Raw genomic sequence first — 22773 nt, 5'->3', positions numbered from 1 at the left:
CAGCTCGGCCAGGCTGGCGGTATGCGGCTGCAGGCTGGGGTCATGAGCGAAGTGTTCGGCGATAAACGCCGTGGTGGCGTTGCCGGCGGCGAACTCCGGGTGCTTGAGCAGGTTGGCGAGAAAGCGCTGGTTACCGTTCACGCCGAGCAGCACGCACTGCTCGACCGCGCGCACCAGCTTGCGCCGGGCGTCGTCGCGGGTTGCGCCGTAGGCGATGACCTTGGCCAGCATTGGGTCGTAGAAGGGGGTGACGGCCTGGCCTTCGACCAGGCCGTGGTCGATGCGCACGCCGCTCAGCAATTCCGGCTCCCAGCGCAACACCTGGCCGGTTTGCGGCAGGAAGCCGGCGGCCGAGTCCTCGGCGTACAGGCGCACCTCCATGGCATGGCCGGTGAGGCGGATTTCGTCTTGCCGCAGCGGCAGGGGCTGACCCTCGGCGACGCGTATCTGCCAGGCCACCAGATCCTGTCCGGTGATCAGCTCGGTGACCGGGTGTTCCACCTGCAGGCGGGTGTTCATTTCCAGGAAGAAGAACTCGCCGCTGGTGTCGAGTAGGAACTCCACGGTGCCGGCACCGACGTAGTTGACCGAGGCCGCCGCCTTCACCGCGGCCTCGCCCATGGCGCGGCGCAGCTCGGGCGTCATCACCGGGCAGGGGGCTTCCTCGACCACTTTCTGGTGGCGACGCTGCACCGAGCAGTCGCGTTCGCCGAGGTAGAGGATATTGCCGTGCTGGTCGCCGAACACCTGGATTTCCACGTGGCGTGGGCGGATCATCGCGCGTTCGAGGATCAGCTCGCCGGAGCCGAAGGCGTTCTGCGCCTCCGAGCGGGCGGTGCGGATCTGTCCCAGCAGTTCGGATGACTCCTGTACCAGGCGCATGCCGCGGCCGCCACCGCCGGCGCTGGCCTTGATCATCAGCGGGTAGCCGATGCGTTCGGCTTCGCTGGCCAGGGTCTCGTCATCCTGGGCGGCGCCTTCATAGCCTGGGATGCAGGGCACGCCGACCTCCAGCATGGCGATCTTGGACAGGCGCTTGCTGCCCATCAGGTGGATGGCTTCGACGGTCGGGCCGATAAAGACGATGCCGGCCGCCTCGCAGGCGCCGGCGAAGTCGGCGTTCTCGGAGAGGAAGCCATAGCCGGGGTGGATGGCGTCGGCACCGGTCTTGCGCGCTGCCTCGATGATGGCGTCGATGCGCAGGTAGGACTGGCTGACCTGAGCTGGGCCGATGCATACGGCTTCGTCGGCGATCTGCACATGGCGGGCATCGCTATCGGCCTCGGAGTACACCGCCACGGTGCGATAGCCGAGCTCGATGGCGGTGCGCATCACCCGGCAGGCGATCTCGCCACGGTTGGCGATCAGGATCTTGTTAAAGGCGGGCATCTGTGTGCTCCTGTCAGGCGTTCCCGGATTGCATCCGGGCTACGGCGTTCTTGCGTAGGGTGGATCACGCTTCACCGATCCACCGTTTGGTGACCTGAATTGGTGGATGTAAAAAGCGACATCCACCCTACGGGGTTTACCGGCAATGCCAGTCCGTCCGATCCATCATTGCGCCCACTTCGGATTGCGCTTCTGCACGAAGGCCATGGTGCCTTCGACGCCCTCGGCGCCGGTCACGGCGGCGGCGAACTGTTCGGCGGCGCGGTCGAGCAGCGGGCCGAGGGCCTCGCGTTCGCTGGCCAGCAGCAGGGCCTTGGTCTGGGCGTTGGCCTGCGGCGCACACTGGCGAATCTGCGCCAGGGTCTCGTCCAGGCGCTGCTGCAGGGCGGCGTCATCGTGCTCGCAGTAGTGCACCAGACCCAGGCGCAGGGCCTCGGCGCCGTCGAAGCGGGCGGCGGTCAGCGCCAGGCGCCGCGCCTGAGTCAGGCCGATGCGCCGCACCACGAAGGGGGCGATCTGCGCCGGGAGGATGCCCAGCGTGGTTTCCGGCAGGCCGAACCTGGCGCCGCTGGCGGCGATGGCCACGTCGGACACGCAGGCCAGGCCGAAACCTCCGCCGAGCACGGCGCCTTCCAGCACCGCCACCAGTACCTGCGGCGTGGCCTGGGCCTCTTCCAGCAGCGCACCGAAGGCGCGGTTCAGCTCGCGGTAGGCGTCCCCGCCGCGGGCTCTGGCGCCGGCCATATCCTTGATATCGCCGCCGGCGCAAAAGTGGCCGCCCGCGCCGCGCAGGACGAGGGCGCGCACGTTCGGCTCATGGCGCACGGCTTCCAGGGTGGCGCGCAGTTCGCCGACCATGGCCAGGCTCATGGCGTTGCGGCTTTCCGGGCGATTGAGGGTGACGTGCAGCACGCCTCCGTCGAGGTTCAGCAGCAGGGTTTCGCAGTGGGGCAGGTCGTTCATCGCATACCTCGGTAGGGCGGGTGAAACCCGCCGCACGACAATGGCATTTCAGTGCGTAGGGTGGATCACGCTTTATCGATCCACCGTGGTGGACGTGAAAAGCGACGTCCACCCTACGCTCAGCCCTTCTTTATGGCCTGCCGTCCCTGGCGGCCACCCTTCGGGCCGTCGCTGCGCGACGTTAAAAATCGTTCCCGACTATTTTTTCTTCCCCGGCAGGATGCCCATCAGCTTGCAGATGATGCCCAGCATGATCTCGTCGGCACCGCCGCCGATGCTGACCAGGCGCACGTCGCGGTAGGCGCGCGACACCGGGTTGTCCCACATGAAGCCCATGCCGCCCCAGTACTGCAGGCAGGCGTCGGATACCTCGCGGCCCAGGCGGCCGGCCTTGAGCTTGGCCATGGACGCCAGCTTGGTCACGTCGCGGCCCTTCACATACTGCTCGGTGGCCTGGTAGACCAGCGCGCGCAGGCACTCGATCTCGGTCTGCAGCTCGGCCATGCGGAAGTGGATGACCTGGTTGTCGATCAACGGTTGGCCGAAGGTGTGGCGCTGCTTGCAGTAGTCGATGGTGCTGTCGACGCAGTGCTCCAGGCCCTTGATCATGTTGGCCGCGCCGAACAGGCGCTCTTCCTGGAACTGCAGCATCTGCATCATGAAGCCAGACCCTTCCGCCCCTATGCGATAGCGCTGCGGCACGCGCACGTTGTCGAAGAACACCTGGGCGGTCTCCGAGCTGCGCATGCCCAGCTTGTCCAGGTGCGGGCTGACGCTGATGCCCGGGGTGTTCATCGGCACCATGATCAGCGACTTGTTGACGTGCGGCTTGTCGTCCGAGGTGTTGGCCAGCAGGCAGATGAAATCGGCCGATGGGGAGTTGGTGATCCACATCTTGCTGCCGTTGATCACATAGTCGTCGCCGTCCTTGCGCGCGGTGGTCTTCAGGCCTGCCACGTCGGAGCCGGCACCGACCTCGGAGACGCCGATGCAGCCGACCATCTCGCCGCTGATGGCCGGGCGCAGGAACTCCTCGCGCAGCTCGTCCGAGCCGAAGCGCGCCAGGGCCGGGGTGCACATGTCAGTCTGCACGCCGATGGACATGGGAATGCCGCCGCAATGGATGGTGCCGAACTCTTCGGCGGCGACGATGGAGTAGCTGTAGTCCAGGCCCATGCCGCCGAATTTCTCCGGCTTGGAAATGCCCAGCAGACCCAGCTCGCCGGCCTTCTTGAAAATGTCGTGGATGGGGAAGCGGCCTGCCTTTTCCCACTCATCGACGTGCGGGTTGATTTCCTTGTCGACGAAGTTGCGGACGGTGCGGCGGAGTTCTTCGTGTTCCTGGGTGAAGATCATTGTTGTTCTCCGTAGGGTGCGCTGTGCGCACCGAATCTTTTTATCGAGGTCAGAAACGCGCGACGCCGAAGCTGTTCTTCTTCAGCGGTCGCAGATTGGCTTCGGCGCAGATATCCAGCAGAAAGCCCAGCAGCTTGCGCGTGTCACGCGGGTCGATCAGGCCGTCGTCCCACAGGCTGGCGGTGCCATAGAGGGCAGTGGATTGGCTATCGAGCTTTTGCGCGGTGGCCATCTCCAGCATGTCGAGCATCTTCGGGTCAGGCTCCTTGCCTTCCTTGGCGTGCTTGTCCTCGGTGACGATGCGCAGCACCTTGCCGGCCTGGGCGCCGCCCATGACGGCGGTGCGGCTGTTGGGCCAGGCGAAGATAAAGCGCGGGTCGAGGCCGCGGCCGCACATGGCGTAGTTGCCGGCGCCGTAGGAGCCGCCGACGACGATGGTGAGTTTGGGCACGGTGGCGTTGGCCACGGCCTGGATCATCTTCGAGCCGTGCTTGATCACGCCGTTCTGTTCCGATTCCGTGCCGACCATGAAGCCGGTGGTGTTGTGGAAGAACAGGATCGGCGTGTTGCTCTGCTCACACAGCTGGATGAACTGCGCCGCCTTGGCTGCGCCTTGCGGGGTGATCGGGCCGTTGTTGCCGATAAAGCCGCAGGCCTGGCCTTCGATCTGCAAGTGGCCGCAGACGGTCTGGCTGTCGAACTCGTTCTTGAAGTCGAGAAACGCCGAGCCGTCGGCGATACGCGCGATGATCTCGCGCACGTCGTAGGGCTTCTTGGCATCGGCCGGGACGATGCCGAGCAGTTCCTCGGCCGGGTACAGCGGTTCGCGCCAGGTACGTTTCTCACGAGCGGGCAGTTGTTGGTTCCACGGCAGCATGGCGAGGATCTCGCGCGCCAGGCGTACACCGTCGGCGTCGTTCTCGGCCAGGTATTCGGCGGTGCCGGCGACCTGGGCATGCATCTCGGCGCCACCGAGTTGCTCATCGGTGGCGATCTCGCCGGTGGCGGCCTTGAGCAATGGCGGGCCTGCAAGGAACATCTTGGCCTTGCCGCGCACCACCACCACGTAATCCGAAAGGCCGGGTTGGTAGGCCCCGCCAGCAGTGCTGGAGCCATGCACCACGGTGATCTGCGGCAGGCCCATGGCGGACATGCGCGCCTGGTTGGCGAAGCCGCGTGCGCCTTCGACGAAGATGTCGGCGGCGTAGTTGAGGTTGGCGCCGCCGCTCTCGGCCAGGGTCACCACCGGCAGCTTGTTCTCGAAGGCGATCTGCTGCAGGCGCAGCGACTTCTTCAGGCCCGTGGGGGAGATGGTGCCGCCCTTGATCGCGCTGTTGTTGGCGATCACCAGGCAGCGTACACCGGCGATGTAGCCGATGCCGGCGATCAGGCCGCCGCCGGCCTGGCTACCGTCCTTGTCGTCGTGCAGCTTGTAGCCGGCCAGCGAGGCCAGTTCGAGAAAGGGCGCGCCGGCATCGAGCAGCAGGTTGAGACGTTCGCGCGGCAGCAACTGGCCGCGCTTGTCGAACTTGGCCTTGGCCTCCTGCGCCTTGTCCAGCACCTTCTGCTCGACGTCGCGGAAGGCCGCGATGGCGGCCAGCATGGCCTCGCGATTCTGCGCAAAGGCTTCGCCATGCACGTCGATTTCCGATTGGATCACGGGCATCGCCTTACTCCTGATCTTTCAGTACATCGGGCAGGTAGGCCCGGTGGAAACCGTTGTAGGGCTCGCTGTTTCTCGCCTTGCCCAGTGTCCAGGCACGGGTGCCCAGGCTGGCCGCACCGTCGATGCGGATGGTGTTGCCGCTGATGAAGTTGGCGCCGGGGCTGAGCAGAAAGACGATGGCCGAGGCGACCTCGGACTCGCTGCCGATGCGTTGCAGCGGCACGTGGTCCTTGAGGTTGCGGATCATGTTCTTCATCGATTCGGGGTAGGTGTCCATGCCGCTGGAGGCGATCCAGCCCGGCGCTACGGCGTTGACCCGCACGCCGGCGTGGCCCCACTCGTAGGCCGCGGTTTTGGTGAAGTTCTCCATACCCGCACGCGCGGCCCCCGAATGGCCCATGCCGGGCATGCCGCCCCACATGTCGGCGAGCATGTTGACGATGCTGCCGCCGTGCTTGCTCAGGCTCTGCAGAAAGACTTCCTTGGCCACCAGAAAACCGCCCACCAGGTTGGTGCGCACCACGGTCTCGAAACCTTTCTGGTTGATCGATACCAAGGGTGCGGGGAACTGGCCGCCGGCGTTGTTGACCAGGTGATGGATACGGCCACGCTGCGCGATCACCGAGCCAACCATGGCCTTCACTGCCTCTTCGTCGCGGATGTCGCAGGCCTGGAAGCTGGCGCTACCGCCGTCTTCGATGATCTCGGCGCAGGTCTTTTCCAGCTTCTCCAGTTTGCGCCCGACCAGCACCATATGGGCGCCCAGGTGGGCCAGTTCGTGGGCCACGCAGCGACCGATGCCGCTGCCACCGCCGGTGACCAGGATGGTCTGGTCTGCGAACAGGCCGGGTTTGAATACGGAGTCGTAGCTCATTGTTCTTGTCCTTCGGCTCTTGGGGGACGCCTAGTTCTGTTGTAGGAGCGAGCTCTGCTCGCGAACGAAACGTCTTCGCGAGCAGAGCTCGCTCCTACAGGCTTTCAGCTAGCGCCTTGGGCACCGGCACCGGGAACTCCAGCAACTGCTGGGCGAACGCCTTGCCCTGCGGGTCGATGCGCAGGCTGGCTACGCCGCCACCGCCCAGCGCGTTTTCCAGAAGGAAGTTGAGGCTGTGGCTGCCTGGCAAGTACCAGCGGCTAACGCGGCCCTGTTCGGCGTCCAGGGTATGCGCCATCCAGTTGGCCACGGCTTCGGGCGTCAGCGCAGCGGCTATCCACGCCAGGTATTCGGGCTTTCTCGCCATCACGCCGATGTTGCTATGGTTGCCCTTGTCGCCGGAGCGGGCCACGGCCAGTCGGATCAGCGGTACGGCAGTCTCGGCTTCGCCCATGGGGACGGGCAGGGCGGCTGGCGCACGAAGCTGGGCTGGGTCGAAGGCATCGACCTGGGGCAGGGTGATCGGCTGGCGCTCGCCGCCGATTTCTACCTCCAGCGCGCAGGTGCTCTTGTCCACCAGGAAGCTGAACAGACGGATCAACGGGTAGACGGTGGGGCGGCCGCCGACGATGCCGGTCAGGCCCGGTGCCATGCCAGTGGCGGCCTGGGCGATCTCGCGGGAGAAGAGGATCAGCGCCTCCTTCTTGGCATGACGCACGGCGATCTTCACCACCAGCTCGCGACTATCCTGGCGACGAGCGTGGGCACCATAGGTGGCCTCGCTACCCAGCAGCTCGACGCTGACCTCCTGGTAACGGCCCCAGCCACGTTCGGCGAACATTTCTTCGGTCTTGTTGATGATCGCCTGGCTGACGCGCTCAGCCTTGGCCACGGCATCGATACCGGCCAGCAGAAAGCTGGCGGTGCAGCGGAAACCGTCCGGGTGCGTGGCGCTGACCTTGTACTGCTCGCTGGGCGGCAGGCCGCGAGCGCCCTGGAGCTGCACACGGTTGTCGCCGACCTGACTCAGTTCGACCTGGGTGAAATCGCAGACTACGTCCGGCAGCAGATAGGCGCGCGGGTCGCCGATCTCGTAGAGCATCTGCTCGCCAACGGTAAAAGGCGTGACCAAGCCGCCGGAACCCTCCGGCTTGGTCACGACGAAACGGCCATCGCTTTCGACTTCGACGATGGGGAAACCGATGTGCTCGTAGTCGGGCACGTCGCGCCAGTCGGTGAAGTTGCCACCGGTGCACTGCGCGCCACATTCGATGATGTGCCCGGCCAGCGCGGCCTGGGCCAGCTTGTCGTAATCGCTCCAGGCCCAGCCGAGCTCGTGCACCAGGGCAGCGCTGACCACCGCGCTGTCGACCACGCGGCCGGTGATGACGATGTCGGCGCCGGCTTCCAATGCAGCGGCTATGCCCGGTGCGCCCAGATAGGCGTTGACCGAAACGCAGAAGGGCGGCAGCGGCGCGCCCGTGAACATCTCGCGGGTGCCGGCCTTGACCAGCTCGCCGAGCTTGGGCTGCAGGTTGTCGCCGTGCAGCACGGCGATCTTCAGCTGTACGCCGGCCTGCTCGCAGGCGGCGCTCAGGGCGGCGGCGCAGGCCATCGGGTTGACCCCGCCGGCGTTACTGATGACGCGGATCTTCTTCGCCGCGAGCTCGCCCAGCAGCGGCGTGAGTACCTCGACGAAGTCGCGGGCGTAGCCGTCGTCCGGCTTCTTCATACGGGCGCCGGCCATGATTGACATGGTGATTTCGGCCAGGTAGTCGAACACCAGGTAATCCAGCTCGGCACCCCGAACAAGCTGGGCGGCAGCGGTAGAGGTGTCGCCCCAGAACGCGGAGGCGCAGCCGATGCGTACGGTTTTGTTCATTGGAATTGGCCCGTCACACATTGAAGGTGAGTCGACATTACCAAGCAAGCGCTTGGTTGAAAAGCGTCAAAGGAGGGCAAAGTGGCCAAAAATGCGGCCAAGCGCTTGCTTGGTCAGCTGGCGACGCATACATTTCATCAAGCAAGACAAGCACTTGCCGGCAGCATGAAGAATTCATCAGAACAATCGCCGTGCAGGGCAATCAGGGGAGAAGTCAGCGTGGACGAACACAGAGCCCAGGCCGTGATGCAGGAGCTGGTCGACAGCGGCCAGGTGACCGATCCGGACAGTGCCCGCGGCAAGCTGTTGCAGATGGCCGCCCACCTGTTCCGCAGCAAGGGCTACGAGCGCACCACGGTGCGTGACCTGGCCGCCGCCATCGGCATTCAGTCCGGCAGCATCTTTCACCACTTCAAGAGCAAGGAGGAAATCCTGCGCTCGGTGATGGAGGAAACCATCGTCTACAACACCGCCCTGATGCGCGCCGCACTGGCCGAAGCGCAGGGGACCCGCGAGCGGCTGCTGGCGCTGATCCGCTGCGAGTTGCAATCGATCATGGGCGGTACCGGCGAGGCGATGGCGGTGCTGGTCTATGAATGGCGCTCGCTGTCGGCCGACGGCCAGGCGCAGGTTCTGGCGCTGCGCGACACCTACGAGCAGATCTGGCTGGCGGTGCTGGGCGAGGCCCGCGAGGCCGGCTATTTCCAGGGCGACCCGTTCATTCAGCGGCGTTTCCTTACCGGTGCGTTGAGCTGGACCACCACCTGGTTCCGGTCGCAGGGACCGATGAGCCTGGATCAGCTGGCCGAAGAAGCTCTTTCCCTGGTATGCAAGGACGCATGACGAAATTCGGCTAAGATTTCCTGCAACCGCCGCTGTATTGGCTCGAACACGGGATGTTCACCAAGCTCCTGCATTGTGCTCCGTGATGAGAGGTCGAGTTTGCGTGGGTTAATCCTTTGCCTGCTGTCGTGTTTCGTCTTCCTGCATGTGCCCGGCAGTCTCGCGGCGCAGGAGGTGCGCGTCGGTGGCTATCACTTCCCGCCCTACCTGAACCGACCCGAAGACCCGCAACCGCAAGGCCTGGTGCCGGAGTTGCTGCAGGCGCTCAATCTCATGCAGGAGCACTATCGCTTCGTGCTGGTGCCGACCTCCGCTACCCGGCGCTATCGCGACATGCAGGGCGAGCGTTTCGATCTGATGTTCTTCGAATCCAGCCACTGGGGGTGGCAGAACACGCCCCATCTGGCCCTGCCGCTGGACATCGAGGATGCCGAGGTCTACGTGGCGGCCGCGGAGCCGGGGCGCGGACAGGAGTACTTCCAGGATTTCAGCGACAAGCGCATGGCGCTGTACGGTGGCTATCACTATGGTTTCGCCGGGTTCAATGCCGACCAGAGCTACCTCGCGCGCACCTTCAACGCGCTGATCACCTATTCCCATGACAGCAACCTGCGCATGCTGCAGGCGCGCCGGGTGGACGTGGTGGTGATTACCCGTTCCTATCTGGAAATGTACCTGCAGCGCCATCCCGAGGCGGCGGCCGATATGCTGGTATCCGAGCACTTCGATCAGCTCTATCAGCATCAGGTGCTGCTGCGTCCCGACGGCCCGCTGACGCCGGCGCAGATGAGCGAATTGTTGGACAAGCTGCAGGCCGACGGGCAGTTGCAGAGGCTTTTGAGCCGCTATCGTCTGGCACTGGGTGGGAAAGTCGCGCCAGACTGAAAAACCATCTGGTCGGTCAGGGAAGACTGGAGTAGGCTGCTTCGCACTAGAAGAAGGATTTTTTGGGGGTCGATATGCGGCATGCGTGGCGCTGGAGTCACATGTGGGTGGGCGCTATCTGTCTGGTGCTCGCCGGCTCGCTGTCCGCCGCGGAAGTCGTCAAGGTAGGCGGCGCGCATTTCCCGCCTTACGTGGTCAAGTCCAATCTGCAGGAATCCAGCGGCCTGCTGCCACAGCTGCTCGAGGCGCTCAATCGCGAGCAGAGCGAATACCACTTCATCATGTTGCCCACCGCCATCGTGCGCCGCTTCAGCGATCTGCAGCGCGGGCGTATCGATATGGCGATCTTCGAGAACCCCGGTTGGGGCTGGCAGGATATCGATGCCGATGCCGTCGACATGGGCCTGGAGGATGCGGAGCTGTTCGTTACCAGGAACGAGGAGCTGCGTGATCAGCAATATTTCGAGCAGCTGCAGGGTAAGCGTCTGGCCCTGTACCGTGGTTATCACTATGGCTTCGCCGGCTTCAACAGCGACCCGGAATACCTCACCCGCACCTTCAATGCCAACCTCGGCCACTCCCATGACAGCAATCTGCTGATGGTGCTGCGCGGTCGCGCCGACATCGCTCTGGTGACCCGTTCCAATCTCTATGATTTTCTCGAGCGCAACCGCGAGCATGGGCGGCAGTTGCTGATTTCCGATCGTATCGATCAGGTCTATCGCCACCATGCGATGATCCGCGCCGGCGCGCCGATCAGTCCCGAACGCTTCGCTGCGCTGCTCGAGCAGCTGCGTGCCAATGGCGAGCTGGCGCGCATTTTCTCGCCTTACCGAATCGCCGTCATGCCAGTCGCAGCGGATAGCTCAGCAGCAGAATATGCAGCAGATTGACGGCACCATGCAGGGCGATGGCCAGGCTCATACGCCCGCTGTAGTGAAAGGCTAGGCCGTAACCGAGCCCTGCACAGGTGGCCACCACGGCAAATAGCGGACTGAAGGGCAGGTGCGCCGCGCCGAACAGGCCCGCTGTCAGCAGCAAACCAGGCCAGGTACCCAGGCGTTTGACCAGCGCCGGTTGCAGCACGCCGCGAAACAGCAGCTCCTCGGCCAGCACCGCCACGCCGAGGTTGACCGCCAGCCACAGCAGCAGCCCTTGCGGCCATTTGGGTTGCCAGGCGACCAGGCCCAGCGCGATGGCCAGCACCGGCACCAGCAGCAGGGTGGCAAGGCATACGAGCCAGGTCCGTTGCAGCGATATGGCCGGTCGGTGGGGTTGCCCCAGCCACCAGGCCAGCAGGGCGGTGCCCAGCAGCAGCTTGTCCCAGGAAAGACGCAGACCGTAGGGCGCAGCATCGGCGCTGATGAGGCGCGGCTGCCACAGCTGCCAGGGCCGGAAGCCGGGCACGAGGTGCGCCGCCAGGGCAATGCCGCCGAGCAGGACCAGTGGCAGCCACAGCCAGCTCGGCAGATGCCGCTCGCCGACCAGCAGGACCATGACGAACAGGCTGCCCAGCAGCAAGCCGACGGGCTGGATGAAACCCAGGCCCGTGCCCAGGGCCAGGGTGAGCGCGGGGAGCAGCAAGCGCAGATGCAGGGGCATGGCACCTCCTCCTTGAGAAGGCGCGCAGTCTAGCAGGCTGCATCGTGGGCAGTCTCGGAGTGACCTGAGGGGACGCTCGGTCTAGCGCTGACGCTCGCGCGCGTCCTTGGCCTCCTGCTCGATGGCGCGCTTGCGCATGCGCTCGAGCTGGTCCTCGCTCAGGGGCATCTTCTTGGCGCTGCTGCGCAGCAACAGCAGGCTACCGATCACCGAGCCGAAGACCAGGACCAGTAGCAGCCAAACGTACCAGGGCATGTCGATTCCTCAGGGATGGCTGAGGTACCACCATAACCCGCACAGGGGCACTTGTCAGTCTGGCCGTGCCGCGACCTGCTGCAGGCTGCTGTCGTCCTTGAGCTGTACGCCGCTCAGTTGCAGGCGCAGCGCCTGGCGCGTCAGGTAGTCGAGTTTGTGCGCGGCCAGTTCGTAAGGCAGGCCCTCGGGACGCACGTTGGAGATGCAGTTGCGCGCGCTGTCCGGGCAGCCCACCCGCGGCGCGTAGGTCAGATACAGGCCCAGGCTGTCCGGCGAAGTCAGGCCCGGGCGTTCGCCGATCATCACGATCACCAAACGGGCGCGCAGCGCTTCGCCGATGCCGTCGCCAATCGCCACGCGGCCCTGTTCGGCCAGCACCACCGGGGTGTTGGCCCAGTCGGTAGCGAAGCGTTCGCGAAAGGCCTGCAGCAGCGGCAGGGCATGGCGCTGCACGGCGACGGCCGACAAGCCATCGGCCAGCACGATGGCCAGTTCCGGTGCCGGCAGCTCGTGTTGCAGCTGCAGCCGGCAGTCGCCATGCAGGTGGCGGCCGTGATCCGGGCGCAGCAGGTAGGTCTGGCGGTCCTCGGCATTGCTGCGCACCTTCAGGGCGCGAAAACCGGCTGCATGCAGCTGATGCTTGAGTTCGGCGAAGTCCAGCGGACGATGCACGGCGTCGCGCGCCTGGGCATGGGCCAGGCCGAACTTGAGCACCTCGCGGGTGGGCAGGCTGCAGCCGACGCGGCCGAGGGCGATGCGCGCCGAGGTGTGCGCGCGCAGTTCGTCCCAGGGGTTGTGCTGGATCAGATCGTTGGCCATCACGCGGCTCCCGAGATGTGTGGCAGTTGCTTGAGCAGGTGGTGGCCGCGGCCGATCTCGCGCAGGCGGCCGGTCGGTTCGGTAATGGCCATGCGCGCCAGCCAGGCGTCGAACTCCGGGGCGCGTTTCAGGCCCAGCACGCTGCGCAGGTACAGCGCATCGTGGAACGAGGTGCTCTGGTAGTTGAGCATGATGTCGTCGGCGCCCGGGATGCCCATGATGAAGTTGATGCCGGCCGCGCCGAGCAGGGTGAGCAGGCTGTCCATGTCGTCCTGATCGGCTTCGGCGTGGTTGGTGTAGCAGACGTCGCAGCCCATCGGCAGGCCGAGCAGCTTGGCGCAGAAGTGATCCTCCAGGCCGGCGCGGATGATCTGCTTGCCGTCGTAGAGGTATTCCGGGCCGATGAAACCGACCACGGTGTTGACCAGCAGCGGGCGGAATTCACGGGCCACGGCGTAGGCGCGGGCTTCGCAGGTCTGCTGGTCGACGCCATGGTGGCCGCCGGCCGACAGCGCGCTGCCCTGGCCGGTTTCGAAGTACATGAGGTTATCCCCCCGGGTGCCGCGACCGAGCGACAGCGCGGCTTCGTGGGCTTCGCGCAGGATCGCCAGGGAGACGCCGAAGCCGGCGTTGGTGGCCTCGGTGCCGGCGATGGACTGGAACACCAGATCGATCGGCGCGCCGGCCTCGATGGCCTGGATCTGCGTGGTCACGTGGGTCAGCACGCAGCTCTGCATGGGGATTTCGAAGTGCTGGCGCACCTCGTCCATCATCTGCCACAGGCGCATCAGCGTCGGCAGCGAGTCGCTGGCCGGGTTGATGCCGACCGTGGCGTCGCCCGAGCCGTAGAGCAGGCCATCGAGCATGCTGGCGGCGATGCCGCGCACGTCGTCGGTGGGGTGATTGGGCTGCAGGCGCACGGCCAGATGACCGGGCAGGCCCAGGGTGTTGCGAAAACGGCTGATCACCTGGCATTTGCGCGCTACCAGGATCAGATCCTGATTGCGCATCAGCTTGCTCACGGCGGCGACCATCTCCGGCGTCAGGCCGGCGGCTACGGCCGCCAGGCGCGCGCTGTCGGTCTTTTCCAGCAGCAGCCAGTCGCGCAGGTCACCCACGGTCAGGTGGCTGATCGGGGCGAAGGCAGCGGCATCGTGGCGGTCGATGATCAGGCGGGTGACTTCATCCTGCTCGTAGGGAATAAGCGCCTCGTCGAGAAAACGCTTGAGGGGCACCTCGGCCAGGGCCAGCTTGGCCGCCATGCGCTCCTCGTAGGTGGCGGCGGCCAGCCCTGCCAGGTAATCGCCGGAGCGCGCCGGGCTGGCCTTGGCCAGCAGCGTCTTGAGGTCGGCGAAGCGATAGACCAGGTTGCCGATGGTGGTTTGGTAGGGCATGGCTGCGACCCGTTGCACAGAGGATGGACTTGCCGTGCAGTGCTCATGCCAGCACGCTCAGGCGCCCATTACGGCCAGCAGCGGTGGGGCGAGAGGGCCAGGCTGGTGCAGGCGCGTGCACTCGTGCACCGTTGTGCATCGCGGCAGCTGCGCCTGCGGCAGGCACTGCGCGCCGCCTTTAGGCTACAATGCGCGGCGTTTTTGTCCTGTCCGAGAACCGCCTCATGCCCGCCTGCCAAACCCCGATCATCGTCGCCCTCGACTTCCCCAGCCGCGAAGCCGCTCTGGCCCTGGCCGATCGCCTCGATCCGGCGCTGTGCCGGGTCAAGGTCGGCAAGGAGCTGTTCACCCGCAGCGGCCCGCAGGTGGTCGAGGCGCTGCAGGCCAAGGGCTTCGAGCTGTTTCTCGATCTGAAATTCCACGACATCCCCAACACCACGGCCATGGCGGTCAAGGCTGCGGCCGAACTGGGCGTATGGATGGTCAACGTGCACTGCTCCGGCGGCCTGCGCATGATGGCGGCCTGCCGCAACGAGCTGGACAAGCTGACTGGCGCCAAGCCGCTGCTGATTGGCGTGACCGTGCTGACCAGCATGGAGCAGCAGGACCTGGCCGGCATCGGCCTGGACGTACCGCCGCAGGAGCAGGTACTGCGCCTGGCCGGCCTGGCGGCCGATGCCGGGCTCGATGGTCTGGTCTGCTCGGCGCAGGAGGCCCGCGCGCTGAAGGTCGCGCAGCCGCGTCTGCAGCTGGTGACGCCGGGCATTCGTCCTGCCGGCAGCAATGCCGATGACCAGAAACGCATCCTTACCCCGCGTCAGGCGCTGGAGGCCGGCTCCGACTATCTGGTGATCGGTCGCCCGATCAGCCAGGCCGCCGACCCGGCGCAGGCGCTGGCTGCGGTGGTCGCCGAGCTGCGCGCCTGAGCCCTGTAGCCCGGATGAAATCCGGGGCGGTCTGACATGCCGTCCGATCTTTCGCGGATTTCATCCGGGCTACCCGCTGATCGCGGCACCGCGCTGGTGGAGTCGCCATCAGCGCCCTGCATGACCCTTCACTCCAGAGCCTGATAGTGCTGCTGCGCGCTTCGCCGTCTGGCTAGACTCCTCGCCAATTCAACGAGAATCGCTGCGAGGAAGCAGACATGAGCATGACGTTTTCCGGCCAGGTCGCCCTGGTCACCGGCGCTGCCGCCGGTATTGGCCGCGCCACCGCCCAGGCCTTCGCCGCCGAAGGGCTGAAGGTGGTGGTCTCCGACGTGGACGTGGCAGGTGGCGAGGGTACCGTCGAGCTGATTCGCGCGGCCGGTGGCGAGGCCTGCTTCGTGCGTTGCGACGTGACCCGCGACGCCGAGGTCAGGGCGCTGATGGACGCCACCATGACGCAATACGGCCGCCTGGATTACGCCTTCAACAACGCCGGTATCGAGATCGAGCAGGGCAAGCTGGCCGACGGCAACGAGGCCGAGTTCGACGCCATCATGGGCGTCAACGTCAAGGGCGTGTGGCTGTGCATGAAGCATCAGATCCCGCTGATGTTGGCTCAGGGCGGCGGTGCCATCGTCAACACCGCATCGGTGGCGGGCCTCGGCGCTGCGCCGAAGATGAGCATCTACGCCGCTTCCAAGCATGCGGTGATCGGCCTGACCAAGTCCGCGGCGGTGGAGTATGCGAAGAAGAAAATCCGCGTCAATGCGGTGTGCCCGGCGGTGATCGACACCGACATGTTCCGCCGCGCCTATGAAGCCGATCCGAAGAAGGCCGAGTTCGCCGCCGCCATGCATCCGGTCGGGCGCATCGGCAAGGTCGAGGAGATCGCCGCCGCCGTCCTCTATCTGTGCAGCGATCACGCCGCGTTCACCACCGGCCAGGCGCTGGCGGTGGATGGTGGGGCCACTGCGATCTGACGGCTCTATCCCGCTAGCTCAGCGGGCGAAGGTTGGCTCGCAGGGCCACTGTCAGCGGTGGCCCTGACTGCGCAAAATCCTGCCAGGTTCCCCTGGAGCGATAACAATAATGACCGCCGATCCCTTGCTGACGTTTTTCCTTCCCGCCGCGCTGGGCATCATCATGCTCGGCCTCGGCCTGTCGCTGACCCTGGCCGATTTCGCCCGGGTGGTGAAATTTCCCAAACCCGTGCTGATCGGCCTGGCCTGCCAGCTGTTGCTGCTGCCGCTGGCCTGCTTCTTCCTGGCCAAGGCCTTCGGCCTGGCACCGGCACTGGCCGTCGGCCTGATGCTGCTGGCCGCCTCGCCGGGCGGCACCACGGCCAACCTCTACAGCCACCTGGCCCATGGCGACGTGGCGCTGAACATCACCCTGACCGCGGTCAATTCGGTGATCGCGATCCTGACCATGCCGCTGATCGTCAACCTGTCGCTGATGTACTTCATGGCGGACGATCAGGCCATCCCGCTGCAGTTCGCCAAGGTGGTGCAGGTGTTCGCCATCGTTCTTGGCCCGGTGGCCATCGGCATGTGGCTGCGCAGCCGCTTTCCCGGTTTCGCCGAACGCATGCAGAAGCCGGTGAAGATCGTTTCGGCGCTGTTCCTGTTGCTGATCATCCTGCTGGCGGTGGCCAAGGACTGGCGCACCTTCGTCGATTACGCGCCCTCGGTCGGCGGCGCGGCACTGGCCTTCAACCTGCTGAGCATGGCGGTGGGCTACTGCGTACCCAGGCTGCTCAAGCTCAATCTGCGTCAGGCGATCGCCATCGCCATGGAGATCGGCATCCACAACGGCACCCTGGCCATCGCCCTGGCGCTCAGCCCGGCGCTGCTGAACAACCCGACCATGGCCATTCCCGCAGCCATCTACAGCCTGATCATGTTCATCACGGCGGCGCTGTTCGGTCTGTGGGTCAACCGCGTGCATGGCGCCGAGCTGGCCCACGAGGTGGTGGCCGAACGGTAGGGTGCGCTGCGCGCACCGTTGAACAGGCTGTCAGCCAGTGGTGTGCGCACGGCGCACCCTACCGCTCGTAGCCCGGACTGCATCCGGGCTACGGGGGTTACCGCTTGCCCCAGTTCAGCACTGCCAGGGTCAACAGGCCGGCGACTATGCCCCAGAAGGCCGAGCCGACGCCGGCCAGGGTCATCCCCGACGCCGTGACCAGGAAGGTGATCAGCGCCGCTTCGCGCTCGTTGGGCTCGCTCATGGCCTGGGTCAGGCCGCCAATGATCGAGGCGAACAGCGCCAGCGCGGCGATGGAGAGGATCAGTGCGGCCGGCAACGCGGCGAACAGCGAGGCCAGGGTGGCGCCGAAGATGCCGGCGATGGCGTAGAACACCCCGCACCAGACCGCCGCTGTGTAGCGCTTGCGCGGGTCTTCATGGGCTTCCGGGCCGGCGCAGATGGCGGCGCTGATGGCGGCCATGTGTATGCCGTGGCTGCCGAACGGCGCCATCAGGATCGATACCAGGCCGGTGCTGGTCAGCAGCGGTGAGGCCGGCACGTCATAGCCGTTGGCGCGCAGCACGGCCATGCCGGGCAGGTTCTGCGAGGCCATGGCGACGATGAACAGCGGAATGCCGATGCTGATCGCCGCGGCCAGCGAGAAGCTGGGCGTAGTCCATTCAGGCGTGGCCAGCTGCAGCTGGAAATCGCTGAAGTCCAGCAGGCCGAAGACCCCGGCCAGCACACTGCCCACGATCAGCGCGGAGAGCACCGAGTAGCGCGGCCAAAGACGTTTGCCGAGCAGATAGGCCAGCAGCATGGCGATCACCAGGAAGGGCTGCTGCTCGGCGGCCACGCAGATTTCCAGACCGATCTTGAACAGCACACCGGCCAGCAGCGCAGCGGCGATGGAGGCGGGTATGCGGCGCATCAGGCGGTCGAAGGTTCCGGTCAGGCCGATCAGCACGATCAGGCCCGAAGCCAGGATATAGGCGCCAATCGCCTCGCCATAAGAGACCTGCGGCAGACTGGTGATCAGCAGCGCCGCACCGGGCGTCGACCAGGCGATCATCACCGGCGCGCGGTAGCGCAGCGAGAGCACGATGCAGCACAGTGCCATGCCGATCGACAGTGCCCAGATCCACGAGGAAATCTGCCCGGCGCTGAGGCCGGCCGCCTGGCCGGCCTGGAACATCAGCACCAGGGAGCTGGTGTAGCCGGTGAGCATGGCGATGAAGCCAGCCACCACGGCCGAGGTGGAGGTATCGGCCAGTGGGCGCAGGCGGGTAGGGGCGACGTCTTGCATCAGAGCAGTCCCGTGTCGACGAAGATGGGGTAGAGCGAGGCGACCAACAGTAGCGCCATGCCGATATTGAAGGCGCGCAGGGCGCGCGGGTTGTCCAGCCAGCTGCGCAGCAGGCTGCCGGCGACGGTCCACAGGCCGACGCTGGGGCAGTTGACCAGGGCGAACAGTGCAGCGATCAGCAGCACGTTGCTGACGAAGCCGTCCTGCGGGGTATAGGTGGTAATGGCGCCGATGGCCATGATCCAGGCCTTGGGGTTGACCCATTGGAAGGCCGCGGCCTGGAGAAAGGTAAACGGCTTGGCGGCGGGGTTGTCACGGCCTTGCGGAGCGCCGGCCTGGGCGATCTTCCAGGCCAGGTAGAGCAGGTAGGCCGCGCCGACGTAACGCAGCACGTCATGCAGCACCGGCAGGCGTTCGAACAGCTGGCCGAGGCCCAGGCCTACCGAGGCCACCAGCAGCATGAAGCCCAGGCTGATGCCGAGCATGTGCGGGATGCTGCGGCGCACGCCGAAATTCACGCCCGAGGCGAGCAGCATCATGTTGTTGGGGCCGGGCGTCACCGAGGTGACGAAGGCGAAGGCAATGAAGGCGAGCAGCAGTTCGGTGGACATGGTCGTTCTCCGGTGACTGGCAAAGCCTATTGCGCGGCTGCGGTGGCGTCGCGGTACAGCCACCGCTGGGTTGAACCGTACAGTCTGGTCAAGCGCCGCGCGGCTGGTTAGCCTCGGGTTTTTGCCGAACAAGGCGGACGTGCGATGCAACCGGACAATCCCTACAGTGCGCCACAGGTGGAGCTGCTCGACGCCGCTCCCGTTCACCGCCTGCCAGGCTGGAGCGCTCGCCAGCTGCGGGTGCTCGGCTGGCTGGCGCTGGTCTCGGTGGTAGCCAACGCTATGGTGGTCGGGCTTACATTTGCCGGAGCCCTGCTGGAGGCAGATGAAGCTGAACTGCTGTTTACCTACACCGACTGGCTTAGCCTGGTGCTGGCGTTACTCGGCTGCTACCTGCTGCTGCGTTTCAAAGCCTTTGCCGAGGTGCGTTTTTTCGCGCGCAACCTCAGCGTACCGATCTGGTTGCTGCTGGCGGTGACGCTGCTGCTGGAGGCAGTGGACATGCTTTTCAGTGACCAACTGTTCGCCGGATTGGACTGGCAGACCATCGGCTATATGGCGCTGTTGTGTCTTATGGGCATCTGCACTACCTGGCTGGGGATACGGCTGCTCAAGTTGCAAGGTCCCTATCCGGCGCTGAAAGTGATGGCCTGGCTCGATATCGTCGGTGGGCTGATGTTGGCCAGCGTGCTGTTGATGCTGGTGGCGTTGCTGCCGTTGCTAGGGGCGGGCGTGGCGCTGATGCTGGTGTTCTTCAAGGGTGCTGCCGAGTTGCAGGAGACGGCGGGCTGACTGTGGCGTAAATGGCAGGAGCCGCCCATCGGGCGGCTCCTGTTTTTCAGCCTGTTACCACTTGTAGTCGATGCTCGCGGTGACCCGGCGCGGGTCGCCGGCATAGCAGTAGAAGCCGTCGCAGGTGGCCAGGTATTCCTTGTCGAACAGGTTGTTGGCGTTGAGCGATACGCTGGCACCACGCAGGCTGGCATCGAGCTGACCGAGGTCGTAGCGCACGGCAGCGTCGTAGACGGTGTAGGCGCTGCTGTGGCCGTCGGAGGCATCCCGCACGAAACCCAGGTTGCCGACGGCGATGTTGTCGGTGGAGCCGACGAAGCGGGCGCCGAAGCCAACGCCGAATCCGGCCAGCATGCCCTGATTCCAGTCATAGTCGGCCCAGATCGAAGCCTGGTGTTCCGGCGTGAGACGCAGGGCGCGGTTCTTGTCGCGCGGGTCGCCAACCTTGGTCATCTTGCTGTTGGTGTAAGTGTAGGAGGCCGTCAGGCTGAGGTTCTCGGTGAGGTTGCCGGTGGCCTCCAGCTCCAGGCCGCGTACCTCCACCTCGCTCACCGGTTCGCTGGCGCCGGCGATATTGGTGGTCACGATGTTCTGCCGCTTCAGGTCATAGACCGCGGCGGTGAACAGCATGTCGCTGCCCGGCGGTTGGTACTTGATGCCCAGCTCGTACTGCTTGCCGGTACTGGGTTTGAACGCGGCGCCGCCATTGCCGCCCGCTTCGGCCTGGAAGGATTCGGCGTAGGACAGGTAGGGCGTGAAGCCGGAGTCGAAGACGTAGCTCAGCGCGGCGTTGCCGCTGAACTGGCTGTCGCGGCGGCTGTCCTTGGCGTCATTGGCGTTGTAGAACACCGAGTCGGTATCCAGCCGATCCCAGCGGCCTCCCAGGGTCAGGCGCCAGGCGTCGAGGGCGATCTGGTCCTGCAGGTAGAGGCCGGTGTTCCTGCGCTTCTGGTTGTAGTCCTGGAAGGCGGTGTAGGCGACACCACTGAAGTCCTGGCCATAGATCGGGTTGATGATATTGCTGCTCGGGGCGCTGCCATACAGCCAGCGGTAATCGGTGTTGACGCGCAGATAATCCACGCCCAGCAGCAAGGTATGGGTCAGCGCGCCCGTGCGGAAGTCAGCCTGGAAATTGTTGTCCATGGCGAAGTGGCTGATGTTCTCGTCGTACACGTTGGCGCCGCGCGCAACCGTGCCGTCGTCAGCGACCGCGGTAGCCCAACCCCCAGCCGTGATGATCTGGTTATCCAGCTCGAGCTTGCTGTAGCGAAGGTTCTGATTGAACTGCCAGACATCGTTGATGCGATGCTCGAAGGCGTAGCCGAGGGCATAGAAGGTCTTGTCGTAGAACTCCCAGTCGGGGTCGCCGAGGTTCTTGTTGTAGTCGATCTTGCCGGCCGGCGTGCCCAGCTTGGTGCCTTGCAGAGGCAGGAACTGGCTGGTGCCGCCGGTATCGTCGCGATTGAACTGGCCGAGGAAGGTCAGCCTGGTGTCGCCTGCTATGTTCCAGGTCAGGCTGGGCGCCAGGTTGAAGCGCTGGTCATCCATATGCTCGATGACCGTGCCGCTGTCACGACCCACGCCACTGAACCGGTAGAGAAAACGGCCCTCGTCATCGATCTTGCCGGTGCTGTCGAAGCTGATCTGCTTGTGCTGGTAGTTGCCGACTTGCACCTGCACTTCATGGCTGCTTTCGGCCTGTGGGCGACGGCTGACGGCGTCAACCAGGCCGCCGGGCGGGGTCTGGCCATAGACCGAGGATGCCGGGCCGCGCAGCACGGCGACGCGCTCCAGGTTCCAGGTCTCCAGTTTGGGCATGGTGTAGCTGCCCTTGGGCAGCGGCAGGCCGTCGAGCAGCTGAATCGGTTCGAAGCCGCGGATCTTCATCCAGTCGGCGCGGCTGTCGCTGCCGTAGCTGCTGGCGATCACGCCGGGCATGTAGCGCACGGCATCGTCCAGGTTCTGCACCTTGCGATCCTGCATCTGCTCACGGGTGGCAACCGAGATGGAGCGTGGCGTCTCCAGAAGCGGCGTGTCGGTCTTGGTGCCGGTTGCCGTGCGGCTGGCCAGGTAGCCGCGGGTCGGGCCCCAGGCCGTTTCGGCGGCCTGTTCGCTGGCGGTAACGGTCACGTCGGGCAGCGCCACCGCCGATTCGGCGGCAGGCACCAGGCTGTAGACGCCAGCGCCGTTGCTCTGCAGTTGCAGACCGGTGCCGCGCAGGGCCTGGTTGAGCGCGTCGACGGCTTGCAGATCACCTTCTACCGGCGCCGAGCGTTTGCCCTCGGTCAGCGCCGGGTCGATGCTCAGGGTCACGCCGGCCTGGCTGGCGATCTGGTTGAGCGTGGCGGCCAGGGGGCCGGCGGGCAACTGATAGGGCTCGGCATGAGCCAACCCCACCTGGCCGGCGAGGGCGATGGTCAGCGCCAGCAGGGTGCGGCGGAAGGGAGCGGCGGTGGAGGACATTGCGAACTTCTCCTAAGAGGTAATGTATCTCAATGTCCTTTTGCCGAAGCAGAAATCAAAAATGACAGGGGCGGCAGATTATTTTTCTGCCGGCACGACGCGCGTCCACCAGGGGCCGATCTGCTCGATGCGCACCGGCAGGCTCGGTGGCAGCGCGGCTAGGGCCTTGTCGCTGTCGTGCAGCGGGAAGCTGCCGCTGATACGCAAGCCGGCCAGGCTCGGGTCGAGGCCCAGGTAGCCGCTACGGTATTCGCCGAGTTGATCGATAAGGCGCTGCAGCGGCAGGTTGTCCGCCACCAGCATGCCGCGACTCCAGGCATCGGCGCCGATGGGAGCGGGGCTGCTGTCGCTGAGATGCCGGCTGTCCATGCGCACCTGCTCGCCACTCTGGATGATGCGCTCCTGCGTACCGGAGAGCGGCCGCGCAGCCACGGCCGACTGCAGGACGATCAGCTCGGTGGCGTCGCCATCGCGACGCACCAGAAAGCGCGTTCCCAGGGCACGCAGGCGGCCCTGCGCCGTCTCCACGACGAACGGACGCGCATCGCCCTTTGCGGTCTGGATCAGGATTTCGCCGCTGAGCAGTATCAGGCGGCGCTCGTCGTCGTCGAACGCAACGTCCAGCGCACTGCGGCTGTTGAGGCGGATCTGGCTGCGATCGGCGAGCAGCAGGTCGCGCTGCTCCCCGGCGGCGGTGCGATAGTCGGCAAGGTAGTCGCCCAGCGGGCGCTGCTGAGCCAGCAAGGCCAGGGCGATGCCGCTTGCCAGCAGCAGGGCCA

The 22773-nt window shown here is 65.6% G+C and carries 21 protein-coding genes; 7 read left to right on the top strand and 14 right to left on the bottom strand.

Going from position 1 to position 22773, the window contains the following annotated elements; translation table 11 throughout:
- The 6 genes from N7333_RS19615 to N7333_RS19590 all read right to left on the bottom strand — a co-directional run.
- Positions 1–1389 (bottom strand): acetyl-CoA carboxylase biotin carboxylase subunit (locus tag N7333_RS19615; protein WP_279859276.1); only part of this gene is annotated, 1389 nt, incomplete at its 3' end.
- Positions 1390–1554: 165 nt separating this feature from the next.
- Positions 1555–2352 carry an isohexenylglutaconyl-CoA hydratase gene (gene atuE, locus N7333_RS19610; protein ID WP_279859275.1) on the bottom strand — a complete coding sequence of 266 codons (798 nt, stop codon included), beginning with the start codon at positions 2350–2352 and terminating at the stop codon, positions 1555–1557.
- A 198-nt stretch (positions 2353–2550) separates the two neighbouring features.
- Positions 2551–3708, bottom strand: a complete 1158-nt coding sequence (gene atuD / locus N7333_RS19605; protein WP_279859274.1) for a citronellyl-CoA dehydrogenase — start codon at positions 3706–3708, stop codon at positions 2551–2553.
- 49 nt (positions 3709–3757) lie between these two features.
- Entirely contained in the window at positions 3758–5374 is a 1617-nt protein-coding gene (atuC, locus tag N7333_RS19600) for a geranyl-CoA carboxylase subunit beta (RefSeq protein WP_279859273.1), read from the bottom strand.
- 4 nt (positions 5375–5378) lie between these two features.
- Positions 5379–6248, bottom strand: a complete 870-nt coding sequence (locus tag N7333_RS19595; RefSeq protein ID WP_279859272.1) for an SDR family oxidoreductase — start codon at positions 6246–6248, stop codon at positions 5379–5381.
- Between the two features lie 94 nt (positions 6249–6342).
- Entirely contained in the window at positions 6343–8130 is a 1788-nt protein-coding gene (locus tag N7333_RS19590) for a DUF1446 domain-containing protein (RefSeq protein ID WP_279859271.1), read from the bottom strand.
- A gap of 219 nt (positions 8131–8349) precedes the next feature.
- Here N7333_RS19590 and N7333_RS19585 point away from each other — a divergent pair, with 219 nt between their 5' ends.
- The 3 genes from N7333_RS19585 to N7333_RS19575 all read left to right on the top strand — a co-directional run bounded on the left by N7333_RS19585 (position 8350) and on the right by N7333_RS19575 (position 10751).
- Complete coding sequence (locus tag N7333_RS19585) at positions 8350–8973, top strand: TetR/AcrR family transcriptional regulator (RefSeq protein WP_279859270.1); 624 nt, start codon at positions 8350–8352, stop codon at positions 8971–8973.
- 99 nt (positions 8974–9072) lie between these two features.
- On the top strand, positions 9073–9858 hold the full coding sequence (locus N7333_RS19580) for a transporter substrate-binding domain-containing protein (RefSeq protein WP_003243689.1): 786 nt from the start codon (positions 9073–9075) through the stop codon (positions 9856–9858).
- 101 nt (positions 9859–9959) lie between these two features.
- Positions 9960–10751 (top strand): transporter substrate-binding domain-containing protein, encoded by a 792-nt coding sequence (locus N7333_RS19575; protein ID WP_012018921.1) that lies wholly within the window; start codon positions 9960–9962, stop codon positions 10749–10751.
- On the opposite strand, the gene N7333_RS19570 is transcribed toward N7333_RS19575, so the two are convergent.
- The 4 genes from N7333_RS19570 to N7333_RS19555 all read right to left on the bottom strand — a co-directional run bounded on the left by N7333_RS19570 (position 10702) and on the right by N7333_RS19555 (position 13928).
- The gene (locus tag N7333_RS19570) at positions 10702–11460 is read right to left on the bottom strand and encodes a CPBP family intramembrane glutamic endopeptidase (RefSeq protein ID WP_129483341.1); all 759 of its coding nucleotides are present in this window, start codon (positions 11458–11460) and stop codon (positions 10702–10704) included. The two genes, N7333_RS19575 and N7333_RS19570, sit on opposite strands and share 50 nt — an antisense overlap.
- An 81-nt stretch (positions 11461–11541) precedes the next feature.
- Positions 11542–11715 (bottom strand): DUF2897 family protein, encoded by a 174-nt coding sequence (locus N7333_RS19565; protein ID WP_003243695.1) that lies wholly within the window; start codon positions 11713–11715, stop codon positions 11542–11544.
- Positions 11716–11769: 54 nt separating this feature from the next.
- Positions 11770–12534 (bottom strand): ethanolamine ammonia-lyase subunit EutC, encoded by a 765-nt coding sequence (eutC, locus tag N7333_RS19560; RefSeq protein WP_279859269.1) that lies wholly within the window; start codon positions 12532–12534, stop codon positions 11770–11772.
- Positions 12534–13928, bottom strand: coding sequence for an ethanolamine ammonia-lyase subunit EutB (locus tag N7333_RS19555; RefSeq protein WP_279859268.1), 1395 nt, complete (start codon positions 13926–13928; stop codon positions 12534–12536). The genes eutC and N7333_RS19555 overlap by 1 nt, the downstream gene beginning before the upstream one ends.
- Positions 13929–14152: 224 nt before the next feature.
- On the opposite strand from N7333_RS19555, the gene pyrF reads away from it, so the two are divergent.
- The 3 genes from pyrF (at position 14153) to N7333_RS19540 (ending at position 16840) form a co-directional block, all read left to right on the top strand.
- A complete protein-coding gene (gene pyrF, locus N7333_RS19550) occupies positions 14153–14854 on the top strand; it encodes an orotidine-5'-phosphate decarboxylase (protein ID WP_279859267.1) in 702 nt (233 codons plus the stop codon).
- Between the two features lie 218 nt (positions 14855–15072).
- Positions 15073–15834, top strand: a complete 762-nt coding sequence (locus N7333_RS19545; RefSeq protein WP_279859266.1) for an SDR family oxidoreductase — start codon at positions 15073–15075, stop codon at positions 15832–15834.
- 109 nt (positions 15835–15943) lie between these two features.
- Positions 15944–16840: a bile acid:sodium symporter family protein gene (locus tag N7333_RS19540; protein WP_279859265.1), complete on the top strand. Its 897-nt coding sequence runs from the start codon at positions 15944–15946 to the stop codon at positions 16838–16840.
- A 97-nt stretch (positions 16841–16937) separates the two neighbouring features.
- Here the strand turns inward: N7333_RS19540 and N7333_RS19535 are convergent, their stop codons facing one another.
- Both N7333_RS19535 and N7333_RS19530 read right to left on the bottom strand, forming a co-directional pair.
- Positions 16938–18128, bottom strand: a complete 1191-nt coding sequence (locus N7333_RS19535) for a benzoate/H(+) symporter BenE family transporter (RefSeq protein ID WP_003243705.1) — start codon at positions 18126–18128, stop codon at positions 16938–16940.
- The gene (locus tag N7333_RS19530) at positions 18128–18739 is read right to left on the bottom strand and encodes a LysE family translocator (RefSeq protein WP_003243708.1); all 612 of its coding nucleotides are present in this window, start codon (positions 18737–18739) and stop codon (positions 18128–18130) included. Before N7333_RS19530 ends, N7333_RS19535 begins: the two co-directional genes overlap by 1 nt.
- Before the next feature lie 144 nt (positions 18740–18883).
- Here N7333_RS19530 and N7333_RS19525 point away from each other — a divergent pair, with 144 nt between their 5' ends.
- On the top strand, positions 18884–19531 hold the full coding sequence (locus tag N7333_RS19525) for a hypothetical protein (protein ID WP_129483344.1): 648 nt from the start codon (positions 18884–18886) through the stop codon (positions 19529–19531).
- A gap of 54 nt (positions 19532–19585) precedes the next feature.
- On the opposite strand, the gene N7333_RS19520 is transcribed toward N7333_RS19525, so the two are convergent.
- Entirely contained in the window at positions 19586–21994 is a 2409-nt protein-coding gene (locus N7333_RS19520) for a TonB-dependent siderophore receptor (protein WP_279859264.1), read from the bottom strand.
- A gap of 78 nt (positions 21995–22072) precedes the next feature.
- Positions 22073–22773: FecR domain-containing protein (locus N7333_RS19515; RefSeq protein WP_279859263.1), on the bottom strand; the 701-nt coding region annotated here is incomplete at its 5' end.

Origin of the sequence: Pseudomonas sp. GD04158 (assembly GCF_029834875.1) — a bacterium.
Taxonomy (GTDB): domain Bacteria; phylum Pseudomonadota; class Gammaproteobacteria; order Pseudomonadales; family Pseudomonadaceae; genus Aquipseudomonas; species Aquipseudomonas hydrolytica.
The sequence above is the reverse complement of the archived record's forward strand: the minus strand, read 5'-3'. Positions and strand labels throughout refer to the sequence as shown.